The organism is Pseudomonas sp. FFPRI_1, from assembly GCF_055384485.1.
The window spans coordinates 1,180,042-1,201,146 of the sequence record NZ_AP029168.1; the positions used below are offsets into that span (position 1 = coordinate 1,180,042).

At 65.5% G+C, this 21,105-nt stretch carries 24 protein-coding genes; 9 read left to right on the top strand and 15 right to left on the bottom strand.

The window, feature by feature from the left end; translation table 11 throughout:
• The first annotated feature begins 61 nt into the window (after window positions 1-61).
• Complete coding sequence (locus ACZ5BO_RS05225) at window positions 62-619, top strand: pesticin C-terminus-like muramidase (RefSeq protein ID WP_464698589.1); 558 nt, start codon at window positions 62-64, stop codon at window positions 617-619.
• A 47-nt stretch (window positions 620-666) separates the two neighbouring features.
• Here the strand turns inward: ACZ5BO_RS05225 and ACZ5BO_RS05230 are convergent, their stop codons facing one another.
• Window positions 667-1,311 carry a hypothetical protein gene (locus ACZ5BO_RS05230; RefSeq protein ID WP_464698591.1) on the bottom strand — a complete coding sequence of 215 codons (645 nt, stop codon included), beginning with the start codon at window positions 1,309-1,311 and terminating at the stop codon, window positions 667-669.
• A 180-nt stretch (window positions 1,312-1,491) separates the two neighbouring features.
• Between ACZ5BO_RS05230 and ACZ5BO_RS05235 the strand changes: the two genes are divergently transcribed.
• Window positions 1,492-1,827 (top strand): hypothetical protein, encoded by a 336-nt coding sequence (locus tag ACZ5BO_RS05235; RefSeq protein ID WP_025131463.1) that lies wholly within the window; start codon window positions 1,492-1,494, stop codon window positions 1,825-1,827.
• A gap of 76 nt (window positions 1,828-1,903) precedes the next feature.
• On the opposite strand, the gene ACZ5BO_RS05240 is transcribed toward ACZ5BO_RS05235, so the two are convergent.
• From ACZ5BO_RS05240 to ACZ5BO_RS05250, 3 genes are all read right to left on the bottom strand, one after another.
• Window positions 1,904-3,370, bottom strand: coding sequence for an ArnT family glycosyltransferase (locus tag ACZ5BO_RS05240; protein WP_464698593.1), 1,467 nt, complete (start codon window positions 3,368-3,370; stop codon window positions 1,904-1,906).
• Window positions 3,371-3,501: 131 nt separating this feature from the next.
• The gene (locus ACZ5BO_RS05245) at window positions 3,502-3,867 is read right to left on the bottom strand and encodes a hypothetical protein (RefSeq protein WP_177330325.1); all 366 of its coding nucleotides are present in this window, start codon (window positions 3,865-3,867) and stop codon (window positions 3,502-3,504) included.
• A gap of 31 nt (window positions 3,868-3,898) precedes the next feature.
• The gene (locus ACZ5BO_RS05250) at window positions 3,899-4,252 is read right to left on the bottom strand and encodes a winged helix-turn-helix transcriptional regulator (protein WP_025131460.1); all 354 of its coding nucleotides are present in this window, start codon (window positions 4,250-4,252) and stop codon (window positions 3,899-3,901) included.
• A 106-nt stretch (window positions 4,253-4,358) separates the two neighbouring features.
• Between ACZ5BO_RS05250 and ACZ5BO_RS05255 the strand changes: the two genes are divergently transcribed.
• Complete coding sequence (locus ACZ5BO_RS05255) at window positions 4,359-5,393, top strand: zinc-binding alcohol dehydrogenase family protein (RefSeq protein WP_464698595.1); 1,035 nt, start codon at window positions 4,359-4,361, stop codon at window positions 5,391-5,393.
• A 143-nt stretch (window positions 5,394-5,536) separates the two neighbouring features.
• Here the strand turns inward: ACZ5BO_RS05255 and ACZ5BO_RS05260 are convergent, their stop codons facing one another.
• Both ACZ5BO_RS05260 and ACZ5BO_RS05265 read right to left on the bottom strand, forming a co-directional pair.
• Window positions 5,537-6,019, bottom strand: coding sequence for a hypothetical protein (locus tag ACZ5BO_RS05260; protein ID WP_029978720.1), 483 nt, complete (start codon window positions 6,017-6,019; stop codon window positions 5,537-5,539).
• A gap of 85 nt (window positions 6,020-6,104) precedes the next feature.
• A complete protein-coding gene (locus ACZ5BO_RS05265) occupies window positions 6,105-6,575 on the bottom strand; it encodes a hypothetical protein (protein WP_029978717.1) in 471 nt (156 codons plus the stop codon).
• 197 nt (window positions 6,576-6,772) lie between these two features.
• On the opposite strand from ACZ5BO_RS05265, the gene ACZ5BO_RS05270 reads away from it, so the two are divergent.
• Both ACZ5BO_RS05270 and ACZ5BO_RS05275 read left to right on the top strand, forming a co-directional pair.
• The gene (locus ACZ5BO_RS05270; RefSeq protein ID WP_177330324.1) at window positions 6,773-6,934 is read left to right on the top strand and encodes a hypothetical protein; all 162 of its coding nucleotides are present in this window, start codon (window positions 6,773-6,775) and stop codon (window positions 6,932-6,934) included.
• 5 nt (window positions 6,935-6,939) lie between these two features.
• Window positions 6,940-7,257, top strand: coding sequence for a hypothetical protein (locus ACZ5BO_RS05275; RefSeq protein WP_011059155.1), 318 nt, complete (start codon window positions 6,940-6,942; stop codon window positions 7,255-7,257).
• 26 nt (window positions 7,258-7,283) lie between these two features.
• On the opposite strand, the gene ACZ5BO_RS05280 is transcribed toward ACZ5BO_RS05275, so the two are convergent.
• The gene (locus ACZ5BO_RS05280) at window positions 7,284-8,066 is read right to left on the bottom strand and encodes an AraC family transcriptional regulator (protein WP_464698597.1); all 783 of its coding nucleotides are present in this window, start codon (window positions 8,064-8,066) and stop codon (window positions 7,284-7,286) included.
• Between the two features lie 115 nt (window positions 8,067-8,181).
• Between ACZ5BO_RS05280 and ACZ5BO_RS05285 the strand changes: the two genes are divergently transcribed.
• The 3 genes from ACZ5BO_RS05285 (at window position 8,182) to ACZ5BO_RS05295 (ending at window position 11,467) form a co-directional block, all read left to right on the top strand.
• Window positions 8,182-9,066 (top strand): EamA family transporter, encoded by an 885-nt coding sequence (locus ACZ5BO_RS05285; RefSeq protein ID WP_464698599.1) that lies wholly within the window; start codon window positions 8,182-8,184, stop codon window positions 9,064-9,066.
• Between the two features lie 210 nt (window positions 9,067-9,276).
• The gene (locus tag ACZ5BO_RS05290; RefSeq protein WP_464698601.1) at window positions 9,277-10,917 is read left to right on the top strand and encodes an ArnT family glycosyltransferase; all 1,641 of its coding nucleotides are present in this window, start codon (window positions 9,277-9,279) and stop codon (window positions 10,915-10,917) included.
• Window positions 10,918-10,987: 70 nt separating this feature from the next.
• On the top strand, window positions 10,988-11,467 hold the full coding sequence (locus tag ACZ5BO_RS05295; RefSeq protein ID WP_464698603.1) for an N-acetyltransferase family protein: 480 nt from the start codon (window positions 10,988-10,990) through the stop codon (window positions 11,465-11,467).
• Window position 11,468: 1 nt separating this feature from the next.
• On the opposite strand, the gene ACZ5BO_RS05300 is transcribed toward ACZ5BO_RS05295, so the two are convergent.
• The 6 genes from ACZ5BO_RS05300 to ACZ5BO_RS05325 all read right to left on the bottom strand — a co-directional run bounded on the left by ACZ5BO_RS05300 (window position 11,469) and on the right by ACZ5BO_RS05325 (window position 18,368).
• Complete coding sequence (locus ACZ5BO_RS05300; protein ID WP_464698605.1) at window positions 11,469-11,828, bottom strand: RidA family protein; 360 nt, start codon at window positions 11,826-11,828, stop codon at window positions 11,469-11,471.
• A 31-nt stretch (window positions 11,829-11,859) separates the two neighbouring features.
• Window positions 11,860-12,513 carry a DUF3726 domain-containing protein gene (locus ACZ5BO_RS05305; RefSeq protein WP_464698607.1) on the bottom strand — a complete coding sequence of 218 codons (654 nt, stop codon included), beginning with the start codon at window positions 12,511-12,513 and terminating at the stop codon, window positions 11,860-11,862.
• Window positions 12,494-14,188: a hypothetical protein gene (locus ACZ5BO_RS05310; RefSeq protein ID WP_464698609.1), complete on the bottom strand. Its 1,695-nt coding sequence runs from the start codon at window positions 14,186-14,188 to the stop codon at window positions 12,494-12,496. The genes ACZ5BO_RS05305 and ACZ5BO_RS05310 overlap by 20 nt, the downstream gene beginning before the upstream one ends.
• Complete coding sequence (locus tag ACZ5BO_RS05315; protein WP_464698611.1) at window positions 14,189-15,748, bottom strand: BCCT family transporter; 1,560 nt, start codon at window positions 15,746-15,748, stop codon at window positions 14,189-14,191.
• Between the two features lie 122 nt (window positions 15,749-15,870).
• Window positions 15,871-16,920: a membrane dipeptidase gene (locus ACZ5BO_RS05320; protein WP_025131449.1), complete on the bottom strand. Its 1,050-nt coding sequence runs from the start codon at window positions 16,918-16,920 to the stop codon at window positions 15,871-15,873.
• On the bottom strand, window positions 16,917-18,368 hold the full coding sequence (locus ACZ5BO_RS05325) for an aldehyde dehydrogenase family protein (RefSeq protein WP_464698613.1): 1,452 nt from the start codon (window positions 18,366-18,368) through the stop codon (window positions 16,917-16,919). Before ACZ5BO_RS05325 ends, ACZ5BO_RS05320 begins: the two co-directional genes overlap by 4 nt.
• A gap of 151 nt (window positions 18,369-18,519) precedes the next feature.
• Here ACZ5BO_RS05325 and ACZ5BO_RS05330 point away from each other — a divergent pair, with 151 nt between their 5' ends.
• On the top strand, window positions 18,520-19,395 hold the full coding sequence (locus ACZ5BO_RS05330; RefSeq protein ID WP_025131447.1) for a LysR family transcriptional regulator: 876 nt from the start codon (window positions 18,520-18,522) through the stop codon (window positions 19,393-19,395).
• 157 nt (window positions 19,396-19,552) lie between these two features.
• Here the strand turns inward: ACZ5BO_RS05330 and ACZ5BO_RS05335 are convergent, their stop codons facing one another.
• Entirely contained in the window at window positions 19,553-20,608 is a 1,056-nt protein-coding gene (locus tag ACZ5BO_RS05335) for a YkvI family membrane protein (protein ID WP_464698615.1), read from the bottom strand.
• A 102-nt stretch (window positions 20,609-20,710) separates the two neighbouring features.
• The gene (locus tag ACZ5BO_RS05340; protein WP_464698617.1) at window positions 20,711-21,088 is read right to left on the bottom strand and encodes a RidA family protein; all 378 of its coding nucleotides are present in this window, start codon (window positions 21,086-21,088) and stop codon (window positions 20,711-20,713) included.
• Window positions 21,089-21,105: the final 17 nt, after the last annotated feature.

Here is a 21,105-nt window from a genome sequence, read left to right on the forward strand (position 1 = left end):
TGATGTTGTATCGGTCGCGGGTGTTGCACTGGTTTTTCTTCAACTGGATGAGGAAATTCCCATGTCACGCTATTCGATTGATTTCAATTTCATCGCGGCCCTTGAAGGTGGTGCCATGACAAAGGGGTATGTGCCCGATGCCCAGAACAGCAAGAGCGGGGTCACGGTGGGCACCGGTTTCGATCTGGGACAGCGCAGGCTCACGGACTTGCAGGCGCTCAACCTGCCCGCGGATCTGGTGCGGCGCTTGAGCCCCTACCTGGGCCTGACCGGGACCAAGGCCCTGGACCGCCTCGTTGAACAACCCTTGAGCATCAGCGCCGCCGAGGCCGAGTTGATCGACGAGGCGTACAAGACGCCCTTCGTCAATCGCCTGGCAGCTGACTATGTCCAGGCCAGCGGGGTGGATTTCGCCCAGTTGCCGGCGCCGATGCAAACCGTGATCGCCTCGGTGGCCTTTCAGTACGGCAACCTGGCCAGCCGCACGCCGAAGTTCTGGGCCCAGGTGGTGGCCCGCGACTGGAAGAGTGCCCTGGCCAACCTGCGCAACTTTGGTGACAGCTACGGCACCCGCCGGCGCAAGGAGGCTGACCTGCTGAGCTCGCAGGTCAAGGGATGAACAGCGCCGCCCGGGGCATTGCATTGGCCCGGGCGGCCGGTTCGGGCTCAGGTGCAGGGCTGGGCGAGCAGCAGGCTGACACTGCCCATGGGGCCTGGGTCATTGGTGGGGCTGGTGCTGGGCAGGGTGCGCCAGTCCACCAGCAGGCACAGGGCCTTGACCGATTGGTTGGCGACACTGCCGATGGGCCCGGCGAATTCATAGCGGTACAGCGCCTGGGTAGTGGCCTGTGCTTGAACGCTGGTGGCGTTGCCCAGTGTGGTACGGACCATGTCCGGCAGTTTGTCCTGGCTGACGGTGAAGCGCGGTTGGTTGCCCTGCTGGATAAATGCCCCACTCTCGCGAGAGCGTTTCCACAGTTGCTGCCATTGGTTGCTGCCGGCGGATTTCTCCAGGGTAACGGCGTAGGCCTTCAGGGTTTCGGGGGCGGTCCTGGTGGTTTCCAGGGCCTGCGCGGCGCTGGCAAACAGGCTCAGGCCGATGATCAATGAGCGCAGAGTCAAACAGGTGCGCCCCAGTTGGTGCAGCAGCACCCGGGCCGGTGACGAGCGCTCGGCCCGGTTGCTGGCGAACAGTGCGAGGAATGTCGGAACGCTGCTCAGGTCCGGCTGGCGCAGGTGGCGGCCGGCATCGTCGAAGCGCTTCCGGGCGACGGCCTGGCCCAAGGGGGAGGTGGTAGCGGTGATGGTCATGCCTGACTCCTTTTAGAGGAATGCCCGTCGTTGGGCAGGAGTCATGGTTTCAAGTGCGCTGGACGGGTATCAGCGGGAAAGGGTTCAAGGGGCATTGGGGATGGGCATTTTTAGTGTGCGCAAGTAAAGTGCCGGCGCCCGAGAAATGAATCCCGGGCGCTTTTTCCATGGAGTTACGTCGTGAAGCACATCAGCAAAGTGGTTGCCTCTGCCTGCCTCGGCCTGGTCCTTGCGGGCTGCACCGGCACCCCGATGAAAACCCAGCAGTTGGATAGCAGCCAGTACACCGTCATCGGTCACAGTGAAGGCAGCGCCACCGGCATCATGCTGCTGGGCATGTTCCCGATCCAGCAGAACAACCGTTTCGTCCGCGCCCAGACTGCGGCGATCGAGGCCAAGGGCGGTGACGCCCTGATCAACACCCAGGTCCAGGAAAGCTGGTTCTGGGCCTGGGTCCTGAACGGCTACACCACCAAGGTTTCCGGTGATGTGGTCAAGCTGAAGAACCCGCAGTAACCCGATACCGGGTGGGGCCTGGTGCTGGCCCCGGCGATGCAAGCGGCCGCTGATTCAGCGGCCGTTTTTTTTGCCTTCAGCCGGCGGGTGCCAGGTTGACGAAGTAGTAGGCCTGGCGACCGACCATCATCACCTTCTGCACCTGCAGGGGCGGCTTGGGGGCCTCGGCTCCGCCGAGCACCGCCATGTGCTGTGGCGACTCGGCGAGAAAGGCTTGTAGCTGCGCCTCGGTCTGCAGGTCCTTGAGCAGGCTCTGGATGTAGAACACGCTGGCGCCGCCAATCCGCTCGTTGGCCTGATACAGGGCTAACTGATGACCGCTGGCCTGCAACGTCATGATCTGGTCGGTGACCGGCACGAACGACAGTTCGCGGTCCGCTTTCGGCGCGACCCATTGGGCGTTCGCCAGGTACCCGCAGATCACCAGGCCCATGACGGCAATCACCAGCCCCTTGCGCTGACGCCCGACGGCGCTCCAGAACCCGGAGCCCGCTGCCCGCTCGGCGAGGCGCTGATAGAGCACCGCGCCGTACTCCGCCGCCAGCACCGCGGCGGCCGGGGTCAGCGACATCAGGTACACCGTGCGCTTGCTCGAGGCCAGGCACAGCAGGGTGAATTGCGCCACCAGCCAGAGGCTGAAAAACAGCAGGTAGCGGTTCTTCACCAGGCTTTTACGGAAATGCCACAGGCCCAGGTAGACCAGGATGTTCCAGGGCAGGAAGGCCTGGGGCAACTTGGCCAGGTAGTAATAGAAAGGTTCGTAGTGCCCGGCTTCGACAAACGAGCCATCGAAGCGCCCGACGCTGTTGGTCCACAGTACTTCGCCCAGGGCCTGCAGGCCGCCGCGCTGGTAGAGCACGGCCAGCCAGATCGCCAGGGGCACCAGGCCCAGCAGGGTCAGGAGCCCGGGACGCAACCAGTGAGCCAGGGTGAAGCGCTTTTCGATCAGGCTGTCGGCCAGCAGGTAGGCGAAGATCACCACTCCGGGCATGGCCAGGCCCAGCACGCCCTTGCTCAGGGTCGCGATGGCGATCCCGACGGCGAACGCCAGCCAGGCCAGCGGCGCCGGTTGCTGTTCGGCCTGGCGCCGCTGGGCCTGGAAGAACGCCAGCAGGGCCAGGGTCACCCCCAGGCTCAGTAGCGCGTCTTCACCCACGCCGCGCACGTTGCTCCAGTAGCTGGCCATGGTCGCCAGCATCAGCCCGGCGACCGCGGCCAGGGTGGCGGGACGGCCAAAGCGCCGGAGCATGGCGTACAGCAGCAGCACACTGAACAGCCCGGCAAAGGCCGAAGCCAGGCGCACCGCCAGGGGCGTGCCGCCGAAGGCGCGGATGGCCCCGGCGTCGAGCCACAGGCTCAGCGGTGGTTTTTCCAGGAACGGCGTGCCGAACAGCCGTGGCGTGACCCAGTCATCGTCCAGGTGCATTTGCATGGCGATCCCGGCGACCCGAGCCTCGGTGGAGCCTTGCAACTGATGATTGCCCAGGGCGAAGAAGAACAGCAGGCAGGTCAGCAGGAACAGCAGCGGAGCGGGTCGTGACATGAATTGTGCGCCGGCAGATCGATGGGCGCAGCCGGAAGGCCGCGGGCAAGCCCGAAAGTATACGGAGGCAAGTCTTAACGAATTGTGAACAAGCAGGGGGAAAGAGTGAGGATTTTCCCCGGACGCCGAAGTTAGCCCATTGCCTGCTGATAGGCGGCCACCGCGTGCGGGAACAACTGCTCATAGAGGGGATAGCCGATGCCCAGCACGGTGATCTCGATGGCGTCGGCGCCGCACTCGGCACTGTAGTCCTGAATGCTCACGCCCATGGCCGGAACGGGCTGGTCGAGGTGATGGACCTGTAGTTGCAACTCGACCTGGGCCGCTGCCGTCAGTGCCCGCACCCGCTCCTGGAGCGCAGCATAGGCCGCTGCAGGGATGAATTGGCCGAAGGCCACGCCCATGGGCGGGTCGGCCGATTCCAGGGCCGACCAGCCGAGCAGGGTCGAGCCCTGGTACACCTTGAACCTTGGGCGAGCATCCGGATGAGTTGGCATGGGGCGACCTGTGGTGGTGGGGAAGGGAGGGCTAGCCGAGGGCACTTTCCTGCTGGCGTCGGCTGATGCGCCCGCGGCCCCAGGCGGACAGCGCCTCGATCACCGGTTGCAGCGATCGCCCTTCTGCGGTCAGGCGATATTCCACCCGCGGCGGCACCTCGGCGTACACCGTGCGCGACACCAGGCCGGCGGCTTCCAGGTCTCGCAGTTGCTTGGTCAAAAGGCGTTGTGAGATCCCCGGCAGGCGGCGTTGCAATTCGTTGAAACGCAGGAACTCGTTGGCCAGCAACTGATGCAGGATCACGCCTTTCCAGCGGCCGTCGATCAGGTCCAGGGTCACCTCCACCGGGCAGCCTGGAATGTCCTGATAGTGCTTGTTCTTCATTGCCTGGCGACCCTTTTGCGTAGCTGGTACGCAAAAGTACCCTACTTGTGCGGGCAGGGCATGAGGGATTTAAGTGTGCGCTTTGCCTCGTCAAGGAAGCTCTGCAATGAAGGCCATCGTCTACCTCAAAGGTTCGCACCTGTCTGATCCTCACGCCCTCTGCGAGGTGCAACTGGAGCCGCCGCCACTGGAACCGCATGACCTGCTGGTGGCGGTCGAGGCGGTGTCGGTCAACCCTCTGGACACCAAGGTCCGCGCCGGCAAGGTGGCGGTGCCCGACGGCGTGCGGAGCCTGGGCTGGGACGCCAGTGGCGTGGTTCGCGCGGTGGGCAGCGCGGTGACCCTGTTCGCCCCCGGGGATGCAGTGTTCTATGCCGGCACCTTCACCCGGGATGGCGCCAATGCCGAGCTGCACCGGGTGGACGAGCGCCTGGTGGGGCACAAGCCGACCAGCCTGTCCTTCGCCCAGGCGGCCGCCATGCCCCTGACCTCACTGACTGCCTGGCAATTGCTCTTCGAGCGCCTGGGCCGGGTGCCTGGTGAGCTCTCTGAACAAGGCACGCTGTTGGTTGTCGGCGGTGCCGGTGGCGTGGGCTCGGTGCTGATCCAGCTGGCCCGCAGGCTGACCGGCATGACCGTCATCGCCACGGCTTCGCGGCCGGACAGCCGCCAGTGGTGCCTGGACCTGGGGGCCCATCAGGTGCTGGACCATTCCCGTTCGCTGGTGGAACAACTGGCCGCCCTCGACCTGCCGCCGGTGACCCACATTGCCGCCCTGAGCCACACCGAACGGCACTATGCCGAGCTGGCCCAGATCATCGTGCCCCATGGCCATATCGCGCTGATCGACGATCACGACTGCTTCGATGCGGTGCCGCTCAAGGCCAAGAGCGTGTCCCTGCACTGGGAGATGGTATTCACCCGCGCGCTGTTCCAGACCCCGGACATGATTGAGCAGCACCACATCCTCAACCGGCTGGCGCAGTTGCTGGACCAGGGCCTGATTCGCAGCACCTTGAGCGAGGTGTTCAGCCCCTTCACTGTCGACAACCTGCACCGGGCCCATGCCCGCGTCGAGCAGGGCGGTTTGCTGGGCAAGGTGGTAGTGGCCCGCGCCGCCCAGCCCAGCGCCTCCTTGTAAGCGCTGGCTGGGTCGGCATTGATTGGGCGCTGGCTTGGTAGGAGCTGGCTTGCCAGCGAAGGCGTCATCCCGTCTGGCGCCGGGCCGGAGGGCCTCTTCGCCGGCAAGCCGGCGCCGACGTGAGGAGTGGCAGGGAGGGCTGATCAGCGCAAGTGGCGCCCGCTGCGCCACCAGAAGATACCTCCCAGAAAGGCCCCCGAGCAGCCGAACAATGGCGCCAGCGGCAAGTAGCGCGACAGCCCTTCGGGTTCTTCCTCGGCTGGATCGGAATAGAAGCTCGACGGGGCCAGGCTTGCCACCACGGGAATGGTCGGCATCGCCGCCAGTGCACCGCAGAACAGATAGATCAGCACATTACGCCAGGCAAAGCGCTGGGCCAGCCAGAAGAACAGGGCACAGGGCAGCGCCGTGACAATGCCGATCAGCACACCACTTGCGATCAGGGTCACCAGGCCCACGAACAGCACCTGGGGGACGATGGCCCAGCGCAGCGCCCCGGCGCTGGTCAGCATCCCCAGCATCAGCAGTACCGCCAGGACCATGGCCAGGGCCGTGGCGCCAATGAAGTAGGCGGCAAACCAGTCTTTAGGTTGCACGGTGCGAAGGGCTGGAGTTTTTGCGGGCATGGGAGACATCGCTTCTTGAGGTGAGTGACAAGGCTGGGATCGTGGGCGCTTGCTTCGCCGGCAAGCCGGTTCCTACAGGAGGGAGTCAGCGCAGGTGCCGCCCGCTGAGCCACCAGAACATCGCTCCCAGAAAGGCCCCGCAACCAGCGAACAAGTGGGCCAGCGGCAAATAGCGCTCAAGGATGTTGACGCCGTGCGGGAGGTTGAAAAAGCCGGGAGACAGGCTCACCACCATGGGAATGGCGGGCAGGGCCGCCAGGGCTCCGCCCACCAGGTAGATCCACAGGTGGCGCCAGGTGAAACGCTGGGCCAGCCAGAAGAACAGGATGCAGGGCAGGGCGGCAACGACGCCTATGACCACCACGCTCACTAGCAGCACCACCACGCTGAAAGTCAGCGCGCTGGCCAGCTCGCTCCACGGGTCCCGGCTGCTGAGCTGCACTATCAGGTTGATCAACAGCGTCAGGACCACGGCCAGCGTCGCGACGCTGATGAAATAGGTGGCGACCCAGTCAGCGGGTTGAACGGTACGAAGAGGTGTGGACGGCTGGGACATGGTGGCAATGGCTTCTAGCTGAGGATGACCGGGCCCAGGCTATCGGCAGGCAGGCTGTTTGATTGTGGAGTTTGCGTGGTTTTTTCGCGGTGAGTGTTCAGGGGGGATGACGCTGTGACAGGAAATCCCTTATACAGGCTGCGGCCCATCGGCAGTCCACGGGCCCTGTTTGCACCCCCACCCAGAAGGAGATGGACATGTTCAAGTTCCTGACTATGACCGAGTTGCCTCATACCCCTGCGCATCGTGATTCAGGCTCCGTCAGCGGAGCGATCAATGCCTGGGAGCTGAAAAATCGGGCTCTCAATACCAAGGGGTTTGTCACATGTCCAAAGAATTACTCGGAGTTTCTGCTGTAGGGCTGATGGTGCTGGGCGAGTTCTGCGCCATCTACAGTGAAGTGGTGGTGGCGCGGCTGGCCCATTCCGGCAACACCTCGGGTGCCGAACTGGCGTTGCCGGTGCTGATCATGTGCCTGGGCGGTATCTGCCTGCTGGCGGCCTACTGGCTGGGCTATGTGGCGGTGGGTGACATCTGGATCATTACCGTGGTCTCGGTGACGTCGCTGCTGCTCCTGGAGCCGCTGGTGATCTGGGCGCTGTTCCAGCAGGCGCCCGGGCGCGGTGCCTTGATCGGCTTCTGCCTCGGCGCGCTGGGGATGTTGTCCGCCGTGTTCCTCTAGCACGGCCTCGCTCAGGCTCGGGTCCTTCAGGCCCGGGCCCGGGCAAAGTAGCGGCTGGGCGTCTCGCCCAATACCTTGCGAAACACGCTGCTGAACGCACTCGGGCTGCTGTAGCCGAGGTCGCTGGCGACCCGGGTCACGGCCTCGCCATGGCCCAGGCGCACCACCGCCGCCAACAGGCAGGCCTGCTGGCGCCACTCGACGAAGCTGATGCCGGTGTGCTGGCGGAACAGCCGGGTGAAGGTACGGCGGCTCATGCCGGCGCGCTCGGCCATTTCATCGATTCCCAATTCCAGCGACGGTTGCTCCAGCGCCTCGCGGCAGGCCCTGGCCAGCCGTGGTTCGTCGGGGAGTGGAGCATTGAGGGCCAGGGCCGGCATGGCGGCGACTTCATGCAGCAGCAGGTTCATCACCTGGCCCTGCACGCTGTCCGGGGCGTAGAGCGCCGGAATGGCCGTGGCCCGCAGCAGCAACTGGCGCAGCAGCTCGGACACCTCCCGCACCTGGCAGTGCTCCGGCAGGCCCAGGCGCTTGGCCGCCCGGGGCCGCACATAGGTGTTGAGCATGGTCACCGGCCCGCTCATGTGCATGGCATGGGGCACTTCGGCCGGCACCCAGATGGCCCGCTGCGGCGGCACCACCCAGTTGCCCTGGTCGCTGAAGACGCTGATCACCCCGGTGGCCGCATAGGCGAATTGCCCGCGCCGGTGCTGGTGCTCGGCGAAGTACAGGCCGTCGGGGTAGTCGACGGCGGTGACCACCACATCCCGGGGGGTATTTTCGTAAGGATCGATATCGATAGGCTGCATGGCCCGAATCTACTGATAGTTGACCTGATACTGCAAGCGGGCCATGCCCCGCTGGGGCGATAGTTCGGCCCCGGCCGGGGATTTGCCCGTGGCCGCCTGTCCTGGACCGCGCGACATGCAGAAAAAACACCTGTTCCTGGCCTTGCTGGTGACGGCCTTGTGGGGCTTGAACTTTCCCATCACCAAACTCGGCCTGGCCAGTATCGATCCGTTGCTGCTCACCGCCCTGCGTTTCACCCTGGCGGCGCTGCCCTGGGTGTTCCTGGTGCCGCGCCCGCCGGTGGCGTTCGGCTGGCTGGCGGCCTACGGGCTGATTTTCGGCGTGGCCATGTGGGCGTTGATCAATCTCGGGATCGATCAGGGTGTGGCGCCGGGTACGGCGGCGTTGTTGATTCAGTTCAGCGCCTTTTTCTCCCTGGGCTGGGGCGTGCTGCTGTTCGGCGAGCGCCTGCGCCTGCAACAGGTGCTGGCCACGGCCATCGCCCTGTGGGGGCTGCTGCGGATCATCGGCGACAGCCCCGGGCACGCCACCAGCCTGGGTTACGCCCTGCTGCTGGTAAGTGCGTTCAGCTGGAGTGTGGGCAACGTCATTATCAAGCGCTGCGGGGTGCGGCAGGTGTTCGCCTTCGTGGTCTGGGCCAGCCTGTTTGCGCCGTTGCCGTTGCTGGCCCTGACCTGGCTGAGCCATGGCAGCGCGCCGTTTCTGCAACTGGCCGGGCAAGTGTCCGTCAGCGCGGGCTTGTCGCTGATGTTTCAGGTCTATGCCGCAACGCACTTTTGTTACTGGGGCTGGAACTTGTTGCTGCGTGAGTACCCAGTCTCCCGGGTGGCGCCCCTGTCGCTGCTGATCCCGGTGTTCGGCATGGCCGGTTCGGTGCTGATCCTGGGGCAGCGGGTGAGTGTGGAGGATGGCATTTCCATGGGCCTGATCCTGCTGGCACTGGCGGTGGGGCAGTTCGACTGGCGCCGTTTTCCTTTCCCGCGTCGTGGTGCCCTGTAGCCGCTGCCGCAGGCTGCGCAGGCAGGGATCTTGTGGCCACCAGGCGAGGCCCTGCGGGCCTTTGCCCAGCTTCGCGGGCTCGGCAGCGACGACAGTCGGCTGCGCGGTGCGGGTTTTTTATCCCTGTTCAGGCACCGTTCAGGGGCTGCGCGCGCAACATGTTCAGCCTTATGCCTCGCCTTGGGTGCGGCGCTTTCTGGTGGGGCGAAGATGGTTCGAGAAACGCGTTTCGGGATTGAGGCCTGGGGCATTTACCTGGTGGCCCTGCTGCTGTTCACCTTTGGCATCTGGGACGAGCAGCCCCAAGGCTTCGACGGTCGCTGGGCGCTGTTTCTGCAGGAGATGTTCCGCCACGGCGCCAGCCTGTTCCCCACCACCTACGGCCAGCCCTACCCGGACTACCCGGGCACCGCGACCTTGTTCAGCTACCTGTTCGCCCAGGCCTTCGGCGCGCCCAATCACCTGGCCAATATCCTGCCCACCGCGTTGGCCTCGGCCGGGGTGCTGGCCCTGCTATATCGCCTGCTGGCGCCTTCAGGGCGGACCTGGGCGTTGCTCGCGGTATTGCTCACGGCGCTGACCAGCCAGCTGTTGGACAAGTCCCGCTCGGTGTGCCTGGACCAGATGGTGTCCCTGCTGTGCCTGGGGGCTTTCTACCTGCTGCACAGCGGCGAACAGTCGGGCGCCCGGTGGCGGCTGTGGGCGGTGCTGCCACTGCTGGTGCTGGCCTTTGCCATTCGCGGGCCCCTGGGGCTGGTGGAAGTCTGCGGGGTGGCCTGCACCTACTGGCTGCTGGGGGACAGCCGCACCCGTGAGGCACGCCGGACCCTGATCAAACGGGTGCTCGCCTATGGCGCCAGTGGCCTGATATTGCTGGCCGGCTGCTGGTGGCTGCTGATGCAACTGGCCTACATCAGCGGTGGCGACGATTTCGTCCGCCAGGTCTACAACATGCAGGTGGTTGGGCGCCTGGATGAAAGCGGCGAGCCGTTCTACTTCTACTTCCAGCTGGCGCTGTACCGCTACTTCCCGGTGGTGCCCCTGGCCCTGGCGACGCTCTGGGTATTGCGCCGGCAGTGGGCGCAACGCCATGTGAACCCGCAACTGCGCCTGGTGCTGCGGTTGGGGGCTTGTGGCCTGATGGTCCTGCTGGGGCTGTCGGTGCCGCACTTCAAGCGGGCCTATTACATCCTGCCCATGGTGCCGATGTTCGCTGCGGTGGCGGCCTATGGTTTGCTCTTGGGGCGGGGTTGGCTGGGCAAGGTGCGCAGCGCCTACCTGTGGCTGGTGGGATTGCTGCCGGGGCTGTGCATCCTGGTGCTGTTCGTCTTGCGCCACAGCTGGCACAAGCACGGTTACTGGCCGCCGGTGTCGATGCCGTTGCTGATCGCGATCTTTGTCGTGCTGCAGCTGCTGGCGCTGTATGGCTGGCGCAAGACCCTGGGCAGTTTCGGGCGGCGCCTGGTGCTGCTCAGCGCTCTGGCCCTGGCGGCGCAATGGACGCTGCTGGTGGCAGTGGTGGACCCGGCCAAGGACCTGCAGTTCGACACCAGGGCCTTCGTTTCCCAGGTGGAGCAGTTGCGCCAGGCGAGCCCCGGGCCGTTGGTGTTCTTCAACCTCGGCCAGGACACCTGGGCGGTGCGCTACATGATGAACCTGGACCACGACGAGCAGCCGCTGTTTGTCAGAGGTGACGACCCGGGGCACCTGGACGCATTGCCCCATGATTCCTGGGTGATCATCGCGCACAAGGACCGGGGGCTGCTGGATAACACCTCCCTGGAGAACCAGCTGCCGGTGTTCGAAGGGCGGCTCAATGACAATTCCTGCTTGGTGTTCCAGTTGCAGTAAGTCCTTGGCAGCGAGCGAGGCGGGCCGTATTTTTGGCCACTGTCATCAGCGCGAAAACCAGGGAGTGGTCATGGAGTGTCAGGTTCGTCCGGCCGTAGCGGCCGATGCTGCACGGGTCAGCCAGGTGATCCTGGCGGCCCTGCTCACCAGCAATGCCCAGGATTACCCCGCCAGTGTGATCGAGCGGGTCAAGGCCAGTTTCACCACCGATGCCGTGCGCCAGCTGATGCAGCGCCGGCAGATGTTCGTCGCCCTGGTGGATGGGGAATTGCTGGGCACCGCGAGCCTCGATGGGCGTGCGGTGCGTTCGGTGTTTGTCGACCCGGCGCACCACGGTCATGGCCTGGGCCGACAGCTGATGGCGGCGGTCGAGCAGGCGGCGCTGGATTCGGGCTTGACCTCGCTGGTGGTGCCCTCGTCGGTCACCGCCGAAGGCTTTTATGCGCGCCTGGGCTTTGTCCGGGTACGCGAGCACTACGAAGGCGAGGAGCTGACGCTGATCATGGAGCGGACCCTGGTGGCCGCAGCGACCGGGCCAGGGTCGGCCTGATTCAGGCCTTTTGCGCCGCAATCACCAACACTTCGATGCGGTAGTGGGGTTTGGCCATCGGCGCCTGCACGCAGGCCCGCACCGGTGCCTGGACGCCTTCCAGCCAGGCATCCCAGAGCTGATTCATGGCCGGGTAATCGGCCATGTCCTTGAGCCAGATCTGCGCGCTGAGCAGGTGGCCCTTGTCGGTGCCGGCCCTGGCCAGCACGGCGTCGATCTGTTGCAGAACGTCCAGGGTCTGGGCGCGGATATCCCCTTCGATCAATTGCGAAACCTGGCCGGCCAGGTAGACGGTCTGGTTGTGGATGACGGCTTCGCTGAAGCGTGGTGTGGTGCCGATTCGCTGGATGGGTGAGGTCATGTCGAGGTCCATGGGTTCAAGGGTGGAAAGGTCAGTTGTTGTCGCTCAGGCCGGCACCGGCGCCCAGCAGGCGCGAGGCTTCGGAGGCCGGCACGTAGGTGCGGGCGGCGAGGTGGTCGAGGTCGTGCTGGGGGCTGTCGCCCAGGTCCGGAATGCTGCCCGCCAGAGGCTTGCCGAGGGCGCCAGCAGGAGCCACACAGGCGCAGCGCACCCGGGCGGCGGTGGCGGCGCCAAGGTTCTGCGGGTGCATCAGCCAGGCTTCGCCCGTGGGGGAAAACTTCAGGCTGCAGCCATCCCAGGACAGCTCCAGCCACAGGCCGAGCTGGCGCGCAGTGGCGCTGGCAAAGGGCAGCAGCAGTTGCGGGTGCGCCACCTGCCGGAGTTCGATGCGACCGTTGCTGCGCAGCAGGTGGGCGTGGTCGCTCAGGGTCGCCCCGGCGATCAGCGGGCACAGGGCATGCCCCGGCACTTGCCAGGGCTCGGCGCTGACATCGGGGGCCAGTTGCTGGTAGGCACAGCCGTCATTCTGCTGCAGCTGCGTGGCCAGCAACCCCGGGCCGTCGAGGCCGTGGGCCGAGAGCCAGCGCGCGGCCTTGCCGGCTTCCTCCGCCAGGCCCCAGGACAGCCCGGCACCGCGGGCGGCTTTCTTGCACAGGCTTTCAATTTCATTCAACGAGGCATGCACGGCGCTGCTCCTGGCTGTCGAGGTTGGGGTAGGACCAGTCGTCCGCCGCCACCCGCCCCAGTTCATGGGGGAAGGGCGCGTTCTGGTAGAGGGTGATGCGCACCCAGCGATCCGAGCGCGGGTCGAAGTGGGTGGCGCCGAAGAACGACAGCTTGCAGCGCAGCAGGTCGATGGGCAGCAGCGCCTGGTCGATCAGGTTGTCCTGGATGTCGGCGTAGGGAAACGCTGGCGCCAGTTGCACCCGGCGCAGGCTGTGGCGGTGTTCCGGATGCCGCAGGAGGAAGCTGGCGACGCTTTGCGAGTCGCTCCAGCCCGGCAGGGCGGCCTGCAACTGGGCGATGTCCCGGGCCACTGCCAGGGGCTGTTCCAGGTCCTCCCCGGGTTCGGCAAAGCGCTGGCCGATCCGCGGTTCGAGTTTTTCCTCGGAGACGTACCAGAACAGCGCCCGGCTGGCTTCGCTGGAAAAGTCGATGGCCGCGACCCAGGCATAGTGTTCGTCGAGTATCTGCCGCAGGCGGCCGATGCTCATGCTGCCGTCGAGGCTGAAGCTGGCTTGCTCATCGGCCTGCATGTCGGCGCCCAGCTCATCCACCAGGTGCCCGTAGGGTTCCAGCAGCAGCGACACCAGGCACTCCTGGGCTTCCAGCGACAGCGCGCCCTCGGCCCAGCGATAGAGTTGGTCCCAGGGTGAATCCTGTTCCAGGACGCCGCTGGCGATGCGTTGCTGCAGGCGTTGCAGGTCGCCTTGCAGTTGCAGGATGCGGCCGTGTTGCAGTTCGTGTTCGGAATGCCAGTGGCCGATGCCGGCCTGGGCCCGGGCGAGGAACTCGACGAACAGCTGACGTTCCCCGGCCGTTGGCTGGCGCACGGCGCGCACCCGTTGCAGGGCGGTTTCCCGGGCCTGTACCCAGTTGTTCAGCAGCACCGGATGGTTGAGCAGGAACGGCGCCATGCCCAGGCCCGTGGAGTTGCCGATGCCCAGGCGTCGGCGCAACTCCGGCTCCAGGGTCACCGCCTGCTGGGGCGCCCGGGCCTGGGCCAGGTGTTCCACCAGATCCAGGGTAAAGGCGCGGATCAGGAACACGGTGAGCATTTCCGCCTGGAAGGGCGCCGCCAGTTCGGCGCGATTGGCAATGCTTTCGCGGTCGGCGGCGCCGAACTTGCCGCTGCCGTAGACCGCGGTGGTGCGCATCAGGTAGCCGACTTCATCGATGAATTCGCGCTGCGGCTGGTGGCCGGCGGCCAGGGCCTCGATCACATGTTCGAACAGCCGCACCGAGCGGTTGGCCCGGGCCATGCACAGCTCGCGGGAGGAAATGCGCCCGGCTTCCTGCTTCGGCACATTGGCCTCCAGGAGGGCCAGGTCGGCGGCATCGGGGATGCCGTCGAACAGGGCGAAGGTGGCGTCCCAGGCGGTGGCAATCACCCGGTCCGAGCGCAGTGCCGGGTCCAGGTCATGGGCGAAGGCCACCAGGCTGTAGCTGCGTTCGGGGCCGGTGGCGGTGTACACCGCGCGGCCCACGCCCTGGCTGTCGAGGGTCCACAGCGGGCGCTGGAACTGCCAGTTTTCCGCCTTGAGGCGGCGCAGCAGTTGGCGCATGAACGACAGCCGGGACTGGTGGAAGGCCCCTAGGCGCGCCGCCTTCATCACGCTGGCGGGTGGTCGCAGGTTCATTCAGAGCACCCCCTGTTCGCGGGCCATTTGCCGGGCGATGCGGATCGCATCCCAGACGGCCGGGAGGATCAGCAGCGACACCGGCACCGCCGTGATCACGATAAACGACTGCAAGGCACTGATGCCGCCCTCACCGAGGGTAATCAGGGTCGCCCCCACCAGGCCCATGCCGGCACCCCAGAACACCCGCAGCCAGGCCGGGGATTCGTCGTGGTTGCTGCTGATGGCCATGGCCACGGTGTAGGACATGGAGCCGGCGCTGGTGACCACCGAAAAGAAGCTGAGGAACAGGAACAGCGCCGAAATCAGGTTGGGCAGCGGCATCGACTGGGCCACCCCGAGCAGCAGCGCTTCAGGCTGCACGCCGTGGCTGATCACACTGCCCGGCGACTGCAATTCGATACCGATCCCGGTGCCGCCCACCAGGGTGAACCAGAGCATGGTGATCAGCGGTGCGGCCACCGACATCAGGGTGATCACTTCGCGGATGCTGCGCCCGCGGGAAACCTTGGCCACGTAGATGCCCATCATCGGCGCGTAGCCGATGAACCAGCCCCAGTAGAACAGGGTCCAGCTGTTGAGCCAGGCGTTGTCGTCGCGGTACAGGGCGGTCTGGAAGAAGCTGGTGATGTGCACCGCCAGGCTCTGGGCCAGGGTTTCGCTGAGGAACAGGGTGGGGCCGAAGATGAACAGGAACGCCGCCAGGCCCAGCATCAGCCATACGTGGACCTTGCTCACCAGGCGCAGGCCGCCCAGGCCCACCACGCAGGACAGGGTGTAGATCACCGTCACCGAGAGAATCACCATGGCCTGGACCATGATGGTGTTGGGCACGCCCCACACCGAGTGCAGGACAAAGGCAATCTGCAGGCCGAGAAAGCCCACCGGGCCAATGGTGCCGGCCACCACCGCGATGATCGCCGAGGCATCGGCAAACACCGCGATCGGGCCCTTGAGGGCGCGCTCGCCCAGCAGCGGATAGAGCAGGGTGCGCGGCATCAGCGGCAGGTTCTTTTCGTGGTGCAGGTACATGTAGACCACGGTCAGCAGGCTGCCGAGCACCGCCCAGGCCATGAAGCCCCAGTGCAGGAACGACTGGGACAGCGCCGCCACGCCGGCGGCGTCGGTCTTGGCCACGGCGCCGAAGTACGGCGGTGGGGCGATGAAATGCATCATCGGTTCGGCGGCGGCCCAGAAGGCGCCGCCTCCGGCCAGCAGGGCGCACATGATCATCGACACCCAGTTGAAGGTGCTGATGCTGGGCTTGGACCCGACGCCGCCCAGGCGTACCCGGCCCAGGCGGGTGAAGCCGATGTACAGGCTGGCGCCGAAGGTCGCCAGCATCAGCACCTGCCAGTACAGCCCGAAGTAGTGGGTGCTCCAGGTGAAGGCGTGGCCGATCAGGCTGGAAAGGGTGTTCAGGTCTATCAGGGCAATGACCAGGAACAGCAGGAAGAAACCTCCGCTGATCCAGAAAATCGACCAGTCGAGGGTTCCATCGGCGCGGCTGTGCAGCGAGCGGGTGTCGATCCCCGCTTTGATTTCGCCTGGAATTTCCATGGTGCCTCCGTGTTGCGTTGTCGATCGCTAATAATTGTTATGGGCGCATTTGTTGTTGTTAGTGCGTGGCGATGACCCTGTTCAGGCCGGACGTCAGGACAATCAGGAAACAGTCGGGGGCCTCAGACCGCGATCTCGTGAGGGTGGACGGCGGCACCTGCCTGGGCCTTGGCCGGGATGAAGTTGTTCTCGAAGAAGCGCAGCCAGTTGCCGCCCATGATGGCGCCGACTTCCTGGGCGCTGAAACCCACGCTGTGCAGGCCCGACTCGATGTTGTGGAAGTCGCGGTTGTCGCGGAACCAGGTCGGCTGGTCGGGGAAGCCCGGTTGCGCCTTGGAGCCTTCGCCGTAGTCGACGTCCAGGGTCCAGCGGCCGACGCGCATCCAGTCCACCACGCTGTTGGGCTGGTCCTGGCACAGGTCGGAACCCAGGCCCAGGTGCTCGACGCCCATCAGCTCGGCGGTGCGCGCGATCATGTCGCAGAAGCTCTGCACGCTGCAGGCGCTCTTGTCCTTGAGGTGGTGCGGGTACAGCGAGAAGCCGAACATGCCGCCGCTCTGGCCCAGGGCCTTGAGCACGGTGTTCGATTTGTTGCGCAGCGCCGCGTGCCAGAACGCCGGGTTGGCGTGGGTGATGGCGATCGGGCGCTCGGAGTGCTCGATGGCTTCCAGGGTCGAGCGCTCGGCGGAGTGGGACATGTCCACCACCAGGCCGACCCGGTTCATCTCCCGCACCACCTGCTTGCCCATGCGGGTCAGCCCCGGGTCTTCCTGTTCATAGCAGCCGGTGGCCAGCAGCGACTGGTTGTTGTAGGTCAGCTGCATGAAGCGCGCGCCGAGGCTGTGCACCACTTCCACCAGGCCGATGTCGTCCTCGATGGGCGAGGGGTTCTGGAAACCGAAGAAGATCGCGGTGCGCCCGGTCTGCCGCGCCAGGGCGATATCGCTGGCCCACTTGCCGTGCAGGATCAGGTGCGAGTAGCGCTGGAACCTGCGGTTCCAGGCTTCGATATTGGCCACCATTTCACGGAAGGTCTCGTGGTAGGCGATGGTCACGTGCACCGCATCGACGCCGCCTTCGCGCATCTGCTGGAAGACCTTTTCCGACCAGTTGTCGTACTGCATGGCGTCGATGCGCGGGCCGCGGCCGGCGAAGGTCTGGGGCAGGCTCATAGCGGTGCCCCGGCGGCGATGTAGCCGGTCTTCACATGGGTGTAGAACTCCACTGCCGAGCGCCCTTGCTCGCGCGGGCCGTAGCTGGAGTCGCCACGACCGCCGAAGGGCACGTGGTAGTCGGTGCCGGCGGTGGGCAGGTTGACCATCACGCAGCCGACCCGGGCGTTGCGGCGGAAGTGGCTGGCGCGGGCCAGGGAGCGGGTCATGATGCCGGCGGTAAGGCCGAAGCGGGTGTCGTTGACCAGGCTCAGGGCCTCTTCGTAGCTGCCGGCCTTGATCACGCAGGCGATGGGTGCGAACAGCTCTTCGCGGTTGATGCGCATGGCATTGCTGCCGCCAATGAACAGCGCCGGTGCCTGGTAGTAGCCCGGGGTTTGCAGCTCCAGGCGCTGGCCGCCGGTGAGCAGTTCGGCGCCTTCCTGCTGGCCCAGTTGCAGGTTCGCCAGGTTGGCCTCCAATTGCGCGGCGCTGGCCACCGGGCCGATCTGGGTGCCGGCTTCCAGGGCATGGCCGACCTTCAGCGCCTGGGTCGCCGCCAGCAGTTTTTCCACGAAGGCATCGTGGATGCCTTCATGCACGATCAGCCGCGAGGAGGCGGTGCACTTCTGCCCGGTGCCGCCAAAGGCGCCATTCACCGCGCAGCTCACCGCCAGGTCGAGGTCGGCGTCGTCCATCACCGCCAGGGCGTTTTTCGAGCCCATCTCCAACTGCACCTTGGTCAGGTTGGCGGCGGCCGAGGCGGCGATGCCCTTGCCCACGTCCACCGAGCCGGTGAAGGAAATGGCGCTGATGCCCGGGTGCTCGATCAGCGCCTGGCCGATCTCGGAACCGGCGCCCATCACCAGGTTGAACAGGCCCTTGGGCAAGTCCTGGCGGGCGATGATCTCGCTGAGAATCACCGCGCTGGCCGGGGTCAGGTTGGCCGGTTTCCATACTACGGCGTTGCCGAAGGCCAGGGCCGGGGCGATCTTCCAGCAGGCGGTGGCCATGGGGAAGTTCCATGGCGAGATGATCGCCACCACACCGATGGGCTCGCGGCGGATATCGATCTCGATGCCGTCGCGCACCGAGTCGGCGGTCTGGCCCAGCTGGCGCAGGGTTTCCGCGGCGTAGTAGGTGAAAAACTGCCCAGCGCGGTACACCTCGCCGGCGCCCTCGGCCATGGGCTTGCCTTCTTCCCGGGACAGGGTCTTGCCGATGTCCGCGGAGCGTTGCATCAGCTCCTGACCGATGGCCATCAGCACCTTGTAGCGCTGCTCGATGCCGCTGCGGGCCCAGATGCGCTGGGCCTCGCCGGCGGCGGCAATGGCACTGTCCAACTGCGCCCGGGAGGCCTGGGCGTAGAGACCGATCAGGTCGCGGGTGTCGGACGGGTTGCGATTCTCGATCTCGCTGGCGCCCTTGAGCCATTGGCCGGCGATGTAGTTGTGATGGTTGTCGCTCATGAAATCCTCCAGGGCGGCACGCCAGGCGGGGCGTTGCCTTTGTGCGGTTCTGGGAGGATTATGAGTCGGCCTTGTGTTAAGTAAATCTAATAATTTTTAAGCTTGTTTAAGTAAAATTTAAGCTTTGCCTTTGCCAGCAGGACGCGCCGCCATGAGCATCAAGATCTCCAACCTGCAGTTTTTCGTCGCGGTTGCCACCAGCCAGAGCCTGACCCAGGCCGCCCAGCGCCTGCACCGCACACCGGCGGCGGTGTCGCTGTCGCTCAAGCAGCTGGAAGAAGAACTGGGCGGCGCGCTGTTCGAAGGCGAACGTAAGAACCAGCTCAGCCCCCTGGGGCGTTTCGTGTTGCTGGAAGCCCAGCGCGAACTGGCGCATTTCGACCGCACCATCAGCACCATCAAGACCTACGCCAAGGCTGAGACCGGCCTGGTGCGGGTGGCGGCGGTGCCGTCCTTCGCCATCACCCTGCTGCCGCCGCTGCTCAAGCAATTCCATGAACAGCACCCGCAGTTCCACCTGGATATCCGCGACATGGATTCCGAGCGAGTGGTGCAAGCGGTGCTCAGCGGCGAGGTGGACATCGGCATCGGCACCGTACCGGCGAGCATCCCCAACATCGACCAGGACTTCCTGTTCTCCGACGCCTTCTGCGTAGTCTGCGCCAGCGACAACCCTCTCAACCGCCTGGCGCGACCGCTGCGCTGGAGCGACCTGGACGGGCAGCACTTCATCAACAGCGGCCTGGGGGCCGAGATCAACGCCGCCGAATTCCGGCACATCCGCGACCACTCGACCCTCAGCGTCAGAAACACCACCTCGTTGCTGGCCCTGGTGGCCCAGGGCATGGGCGTGACCTTGCTACCGGAGTTGCTGAGCCGCTCGGCGGCGGGGGACCAACTGAACTTCCTGCGCCTGGAAGACCAGCGCATCGTGCGCTCGGTGAGCGTGATCACCGCCCCGCGAGAAACCCTCAACCATGCGTCCTACACCTTCCTCAAGGCGCTCAAGGGCAGTCGGTTTGCCTGAACCGTGCGCCATCTTGTAGGAGCGAGCTTGCTCGCGATGGACGTCAACGATAACGCCGGTTCGCTGAGGGAACGCGGCGCTCTCGGGAGTTTCGCGAGCAAGCTCGCTCCTACAACGCCGGGTTGAACTCAAGGCACCGTGGATACATCCCGGGTGCCTACGCCACCACCACCCGCCGTGGGCGCAGCCAGCCAATCACCACCGCAGCAATCAGCAGGAACCCCAGGTAGCCGAAGAACGGATACACCTGCCCCACCAAGCTGATAAAGCCCACCAGGCTGCCGACAAACGCCAGGGCGCCGGCGGCGATGGAGCCGAGGCGGAACTGTCGGGTGCCCGCCGGAAACAGCCGCGCGGAGAAGGAGTACAAGGTGCCCACGGCGGTGTTGAGGATCATGCAGAAGATGATCAGCGCCATCAGCAATCCAAGCGCCGGGGAGACTTCGCTGGCGATCGACAGCATGGGCATCGGCAGGTCCGCCACGCTGTTCAGGCGCGACAGCAGGCCCAGGCTCATCACCAGCATCAGCAGGCCCAGCAGCGCGCCGCCGAAAATGCCGCCCCACATTGCCTGTTTCTCGCCCTTGGCTGCGCCGCCCATGATCGCCAGGATCGGCACCCCCGCCACGATGTTGTAGGACACATAGAGCAAGGCGCCCAGCAGCCAGTGGCTGGCGCCGGCTTCTTGCTTGGCCGCCAGTTGATTGAGTTCACCGAAGCTCAGGTCGCGGGTGGCGGCGCCATACAGGGCCACGCCTACCGCGGTGACGATCAGGAAGGGCGTCACCGCGCCGATCATGCCGATGACCTTGTGCACGTCCAGGCATACGATGGCCACCACGATCAGGGTCACCAGCACGCTGCCGGCAATGGCCGGAATGCCGAACTGCTGCTCCAGCAGGGCGCCGCCGCCGGCCAGCATCACCACGGTCACGGCGAACATGAAGAAGGTGATCATCAGGTCCACCAGCGCCCCCAGGTGCTTGCCGCACAGGGCTTGCACCACGTCCTTGTGCGATGCCGCCCGCAGGCGGCTGCCCATGCTGGCCAGGGCCATGCCGAGGAAGGTGAACAGCGCCGCGCTGACCACCGCGCCCGCCAGGCCCCAGGCGCCGAAGTCGACGAACATCAACAGCAGTTCACGACCGGAGGCGAACCCCGCACCGACAATCACACCGACGAAGGCGCCGGCGATCTTCAGACTTTCTTGCATGACGATTAGCCTCGATTTGTTGTTGTTATGTGGGGTGGACGGCCGCGTCATCTATTGGCGTGGCGGTCCTGGGCATCGCACTTGAGGGCTGGGGCGGGTGACTCAGTTTTCGCCGACCCAGGCCTGGACTTCGATCTCGATATCGACCCCCAGCGCCAGTTGGGCGCTGACGGTGGAGCGCACCGGGAAACCGTTCTTGAAGTGGCGCTGGTAAACCTCGTTGAAGCCGGCGAAGTGCTGCATGTCGGTGAGCCAGACGGTGCTTTTCACCACCTGGTCGAAGCTGGCGCCGCACGCGGCCAGGGTCTCGCCGATGCGCGCCATGGCGGCTTCGGTCTGCACGCGGATGTCGCCGTGCACCACTTCGCCTTCGGCGCTCATGGGCACCTGGCCGGAGAGGAACAGAAAGCCGCCAACGCGGATCGCCCGGGAGAAGGGGTAGGGCAGGTGGCTGGGGTAACGCTGGATATCAGTGGACATAGCAAGGGCCTCGTGGG

Excerpts from the sequence above, each read along its gene's own strand:
- ACZ5BO_RS05225 (WP_464698589.1), top strand. The coding sequence starts at position 62 with ATGTCACGCTATTCGATTGATTTCAATTTCATCGCGGCCCTTGAAGGT.
- ACZ5BO_RS05230 (WP_464698591.1), bottom strand. The coding sequence starts at position 1,311 with ATGACCATCACCGCTACCACCTCCCCCTTGGGCCAGGCCGTCGCCCGG.
- ACZ5BO_RS05240 (WP_464698593.1), bottom strand. The coding sequence starts at position 3,370 with ATGTCACGACCCGCTCCGCTGCTGTTCCTGCTGACCTGCCTGCTGTTC.
- ACZ5BO_RS05245 (WP_177330325.1), bottom strand. The coding sequence starts at position 3,867 with ATGCCAACTCATCCGGATGCTCGCCCAAGGTTCAAGGTGTACCAGGGC.
- ACZ5BO_RS05250 (WP_025131460.1), bottom strand. The coding sequence starts at position 4,252 with ATGAAGAACAAGCACTATCAGGACATTCCAGGCTGCCCGGTGGAGGTG.
- ACZ5BO_RS05255 (WP_464698595.1), top strand. The coding sequence starts at position 4,359 with ATGAAGGCCATCGTCTACCTCAAAGGTTCGCACCTGTCTGATCCTCAC.
- ACZ5BO_RS05260 (WP_029978720.1), bottom strand. The coding sequence starts at position 6,019 with ATGCCCGCAAAAACTCCAGCCCTTCGCACCGTGCAACCTAAAGACTGG.
- ACZ5BO_RS05265 (WP_029978717.1), bottom strand. The coding sequence starts at position 6,575 with ATGTCCCAGCCGTCCACACCTCTTCGTACCGTTCAACCCGCTGACTGG.
- ACZ5BO_RS05270 (WP_177330324.1), top strand. The coding sequence starts at position 6,773 with ATGTTCAAGTTCCTGACTATGACCGAGTTGCCTCATACCCCTGCGCAT.
- ACZ5BO_RS05275 (WP_011059155.1), top strand. The coding sequence starts at position 6,940 with ATGGTGCTGGGCGAGTTCTGCGCCATCTACAGTGAAGTGGTGGTGGCG.
- ACZ5BO_RS05280 (WP_464698597.1), bottom strand. The coding sequence starts at position 8,066 with ATGCAGCCTATCGATATCGATCCTTACGAAAATACCCCCCGGGATGTG.
- ACZ5BO_RS05285 (WP_464698599.1), top strand. The coding sequence starts at position 8,182 with ATGCAGAAAAAACACCTGTTCCTGGCCTTGCTGGTGACGGCCTTGTGG.
- ACZ5BO_RS05290 (WP_464698601.1), top strand. The coding sequence starts at position 9,277 with ATGGTTCGAGAAACGCGTTTCGGGATTGAGGCCTGGGGCATTTACCTG.
- ACZ5BO_RS05295 (WP_464698603.1), top strand. The coding sequence starts at position 10,988 with ATGGAGTGTCAGGTTCGTCCGGCCGTAGCGGCCGATGCTGCACGGGTC.
- ACZ5BO_RS05300 (WP_464698605.1), bottom strand. The coding sequence starts at position 11,828 with ATGACCTCACCCATCCAGCGAATCGGCACCACACCACGCTTCAGCGAA.
- ACZ5BO_RS05310 (WP_464698609.1), bottom strand. The coding sequence starts at position 14,188 with ATGAACCTGCGACCACCCGCCAGCGTGATGAAGGCGGCGCGCCTAGGG.
- ACZ5BO_RS05315 (WP_464698611.1), bottom strand. The coding sequence starts at position 15,748 with ATGGAAATTCCAGGCGAAATCAAAGCGGGGATCGACACCCGCTCGCTG.
- ACZ5BO_RS05320 (WP_025131449.1), bottom strand. The coding sequence starts at position 16,920 with ATGAGCCTGCCCCAGACCTTCGCCGGCCGCGGCCCGCGCATCGACGCC.
- ACZ5BO_RS05325 (WP_464698613.1), bottom strand. The coding sequence starts at position 18,368 with ATGAGCGACAACCATCACAACTACATCGCCGGCCAATGGCTCAAGGGC.
- ACZ5BO_RS05330 (WP_025131447.1), top strand. The coding sequence starts at position 18,520 with ATGAGCATCAAGATCTCCAACCTGCAGTTTTTCGTCGCGGTTGCCACC.
- ACZ5BO_RS05335 (WP_464698615.1), bottom strand. The coding sequence starts at position 20,608 with ATGCAAGAAAGTCTGAAGATCGCCGGCGCCTTCGTCGGTGTGATTGTC.
- ACZ5BO_RS05340 (WP_464698617.1), bottom strand. The coding sequence starts at position 21,088 with ATGTCCACTGATATCCAGCGTTACCCCAGCCACCTGCCCTACCCCTTC.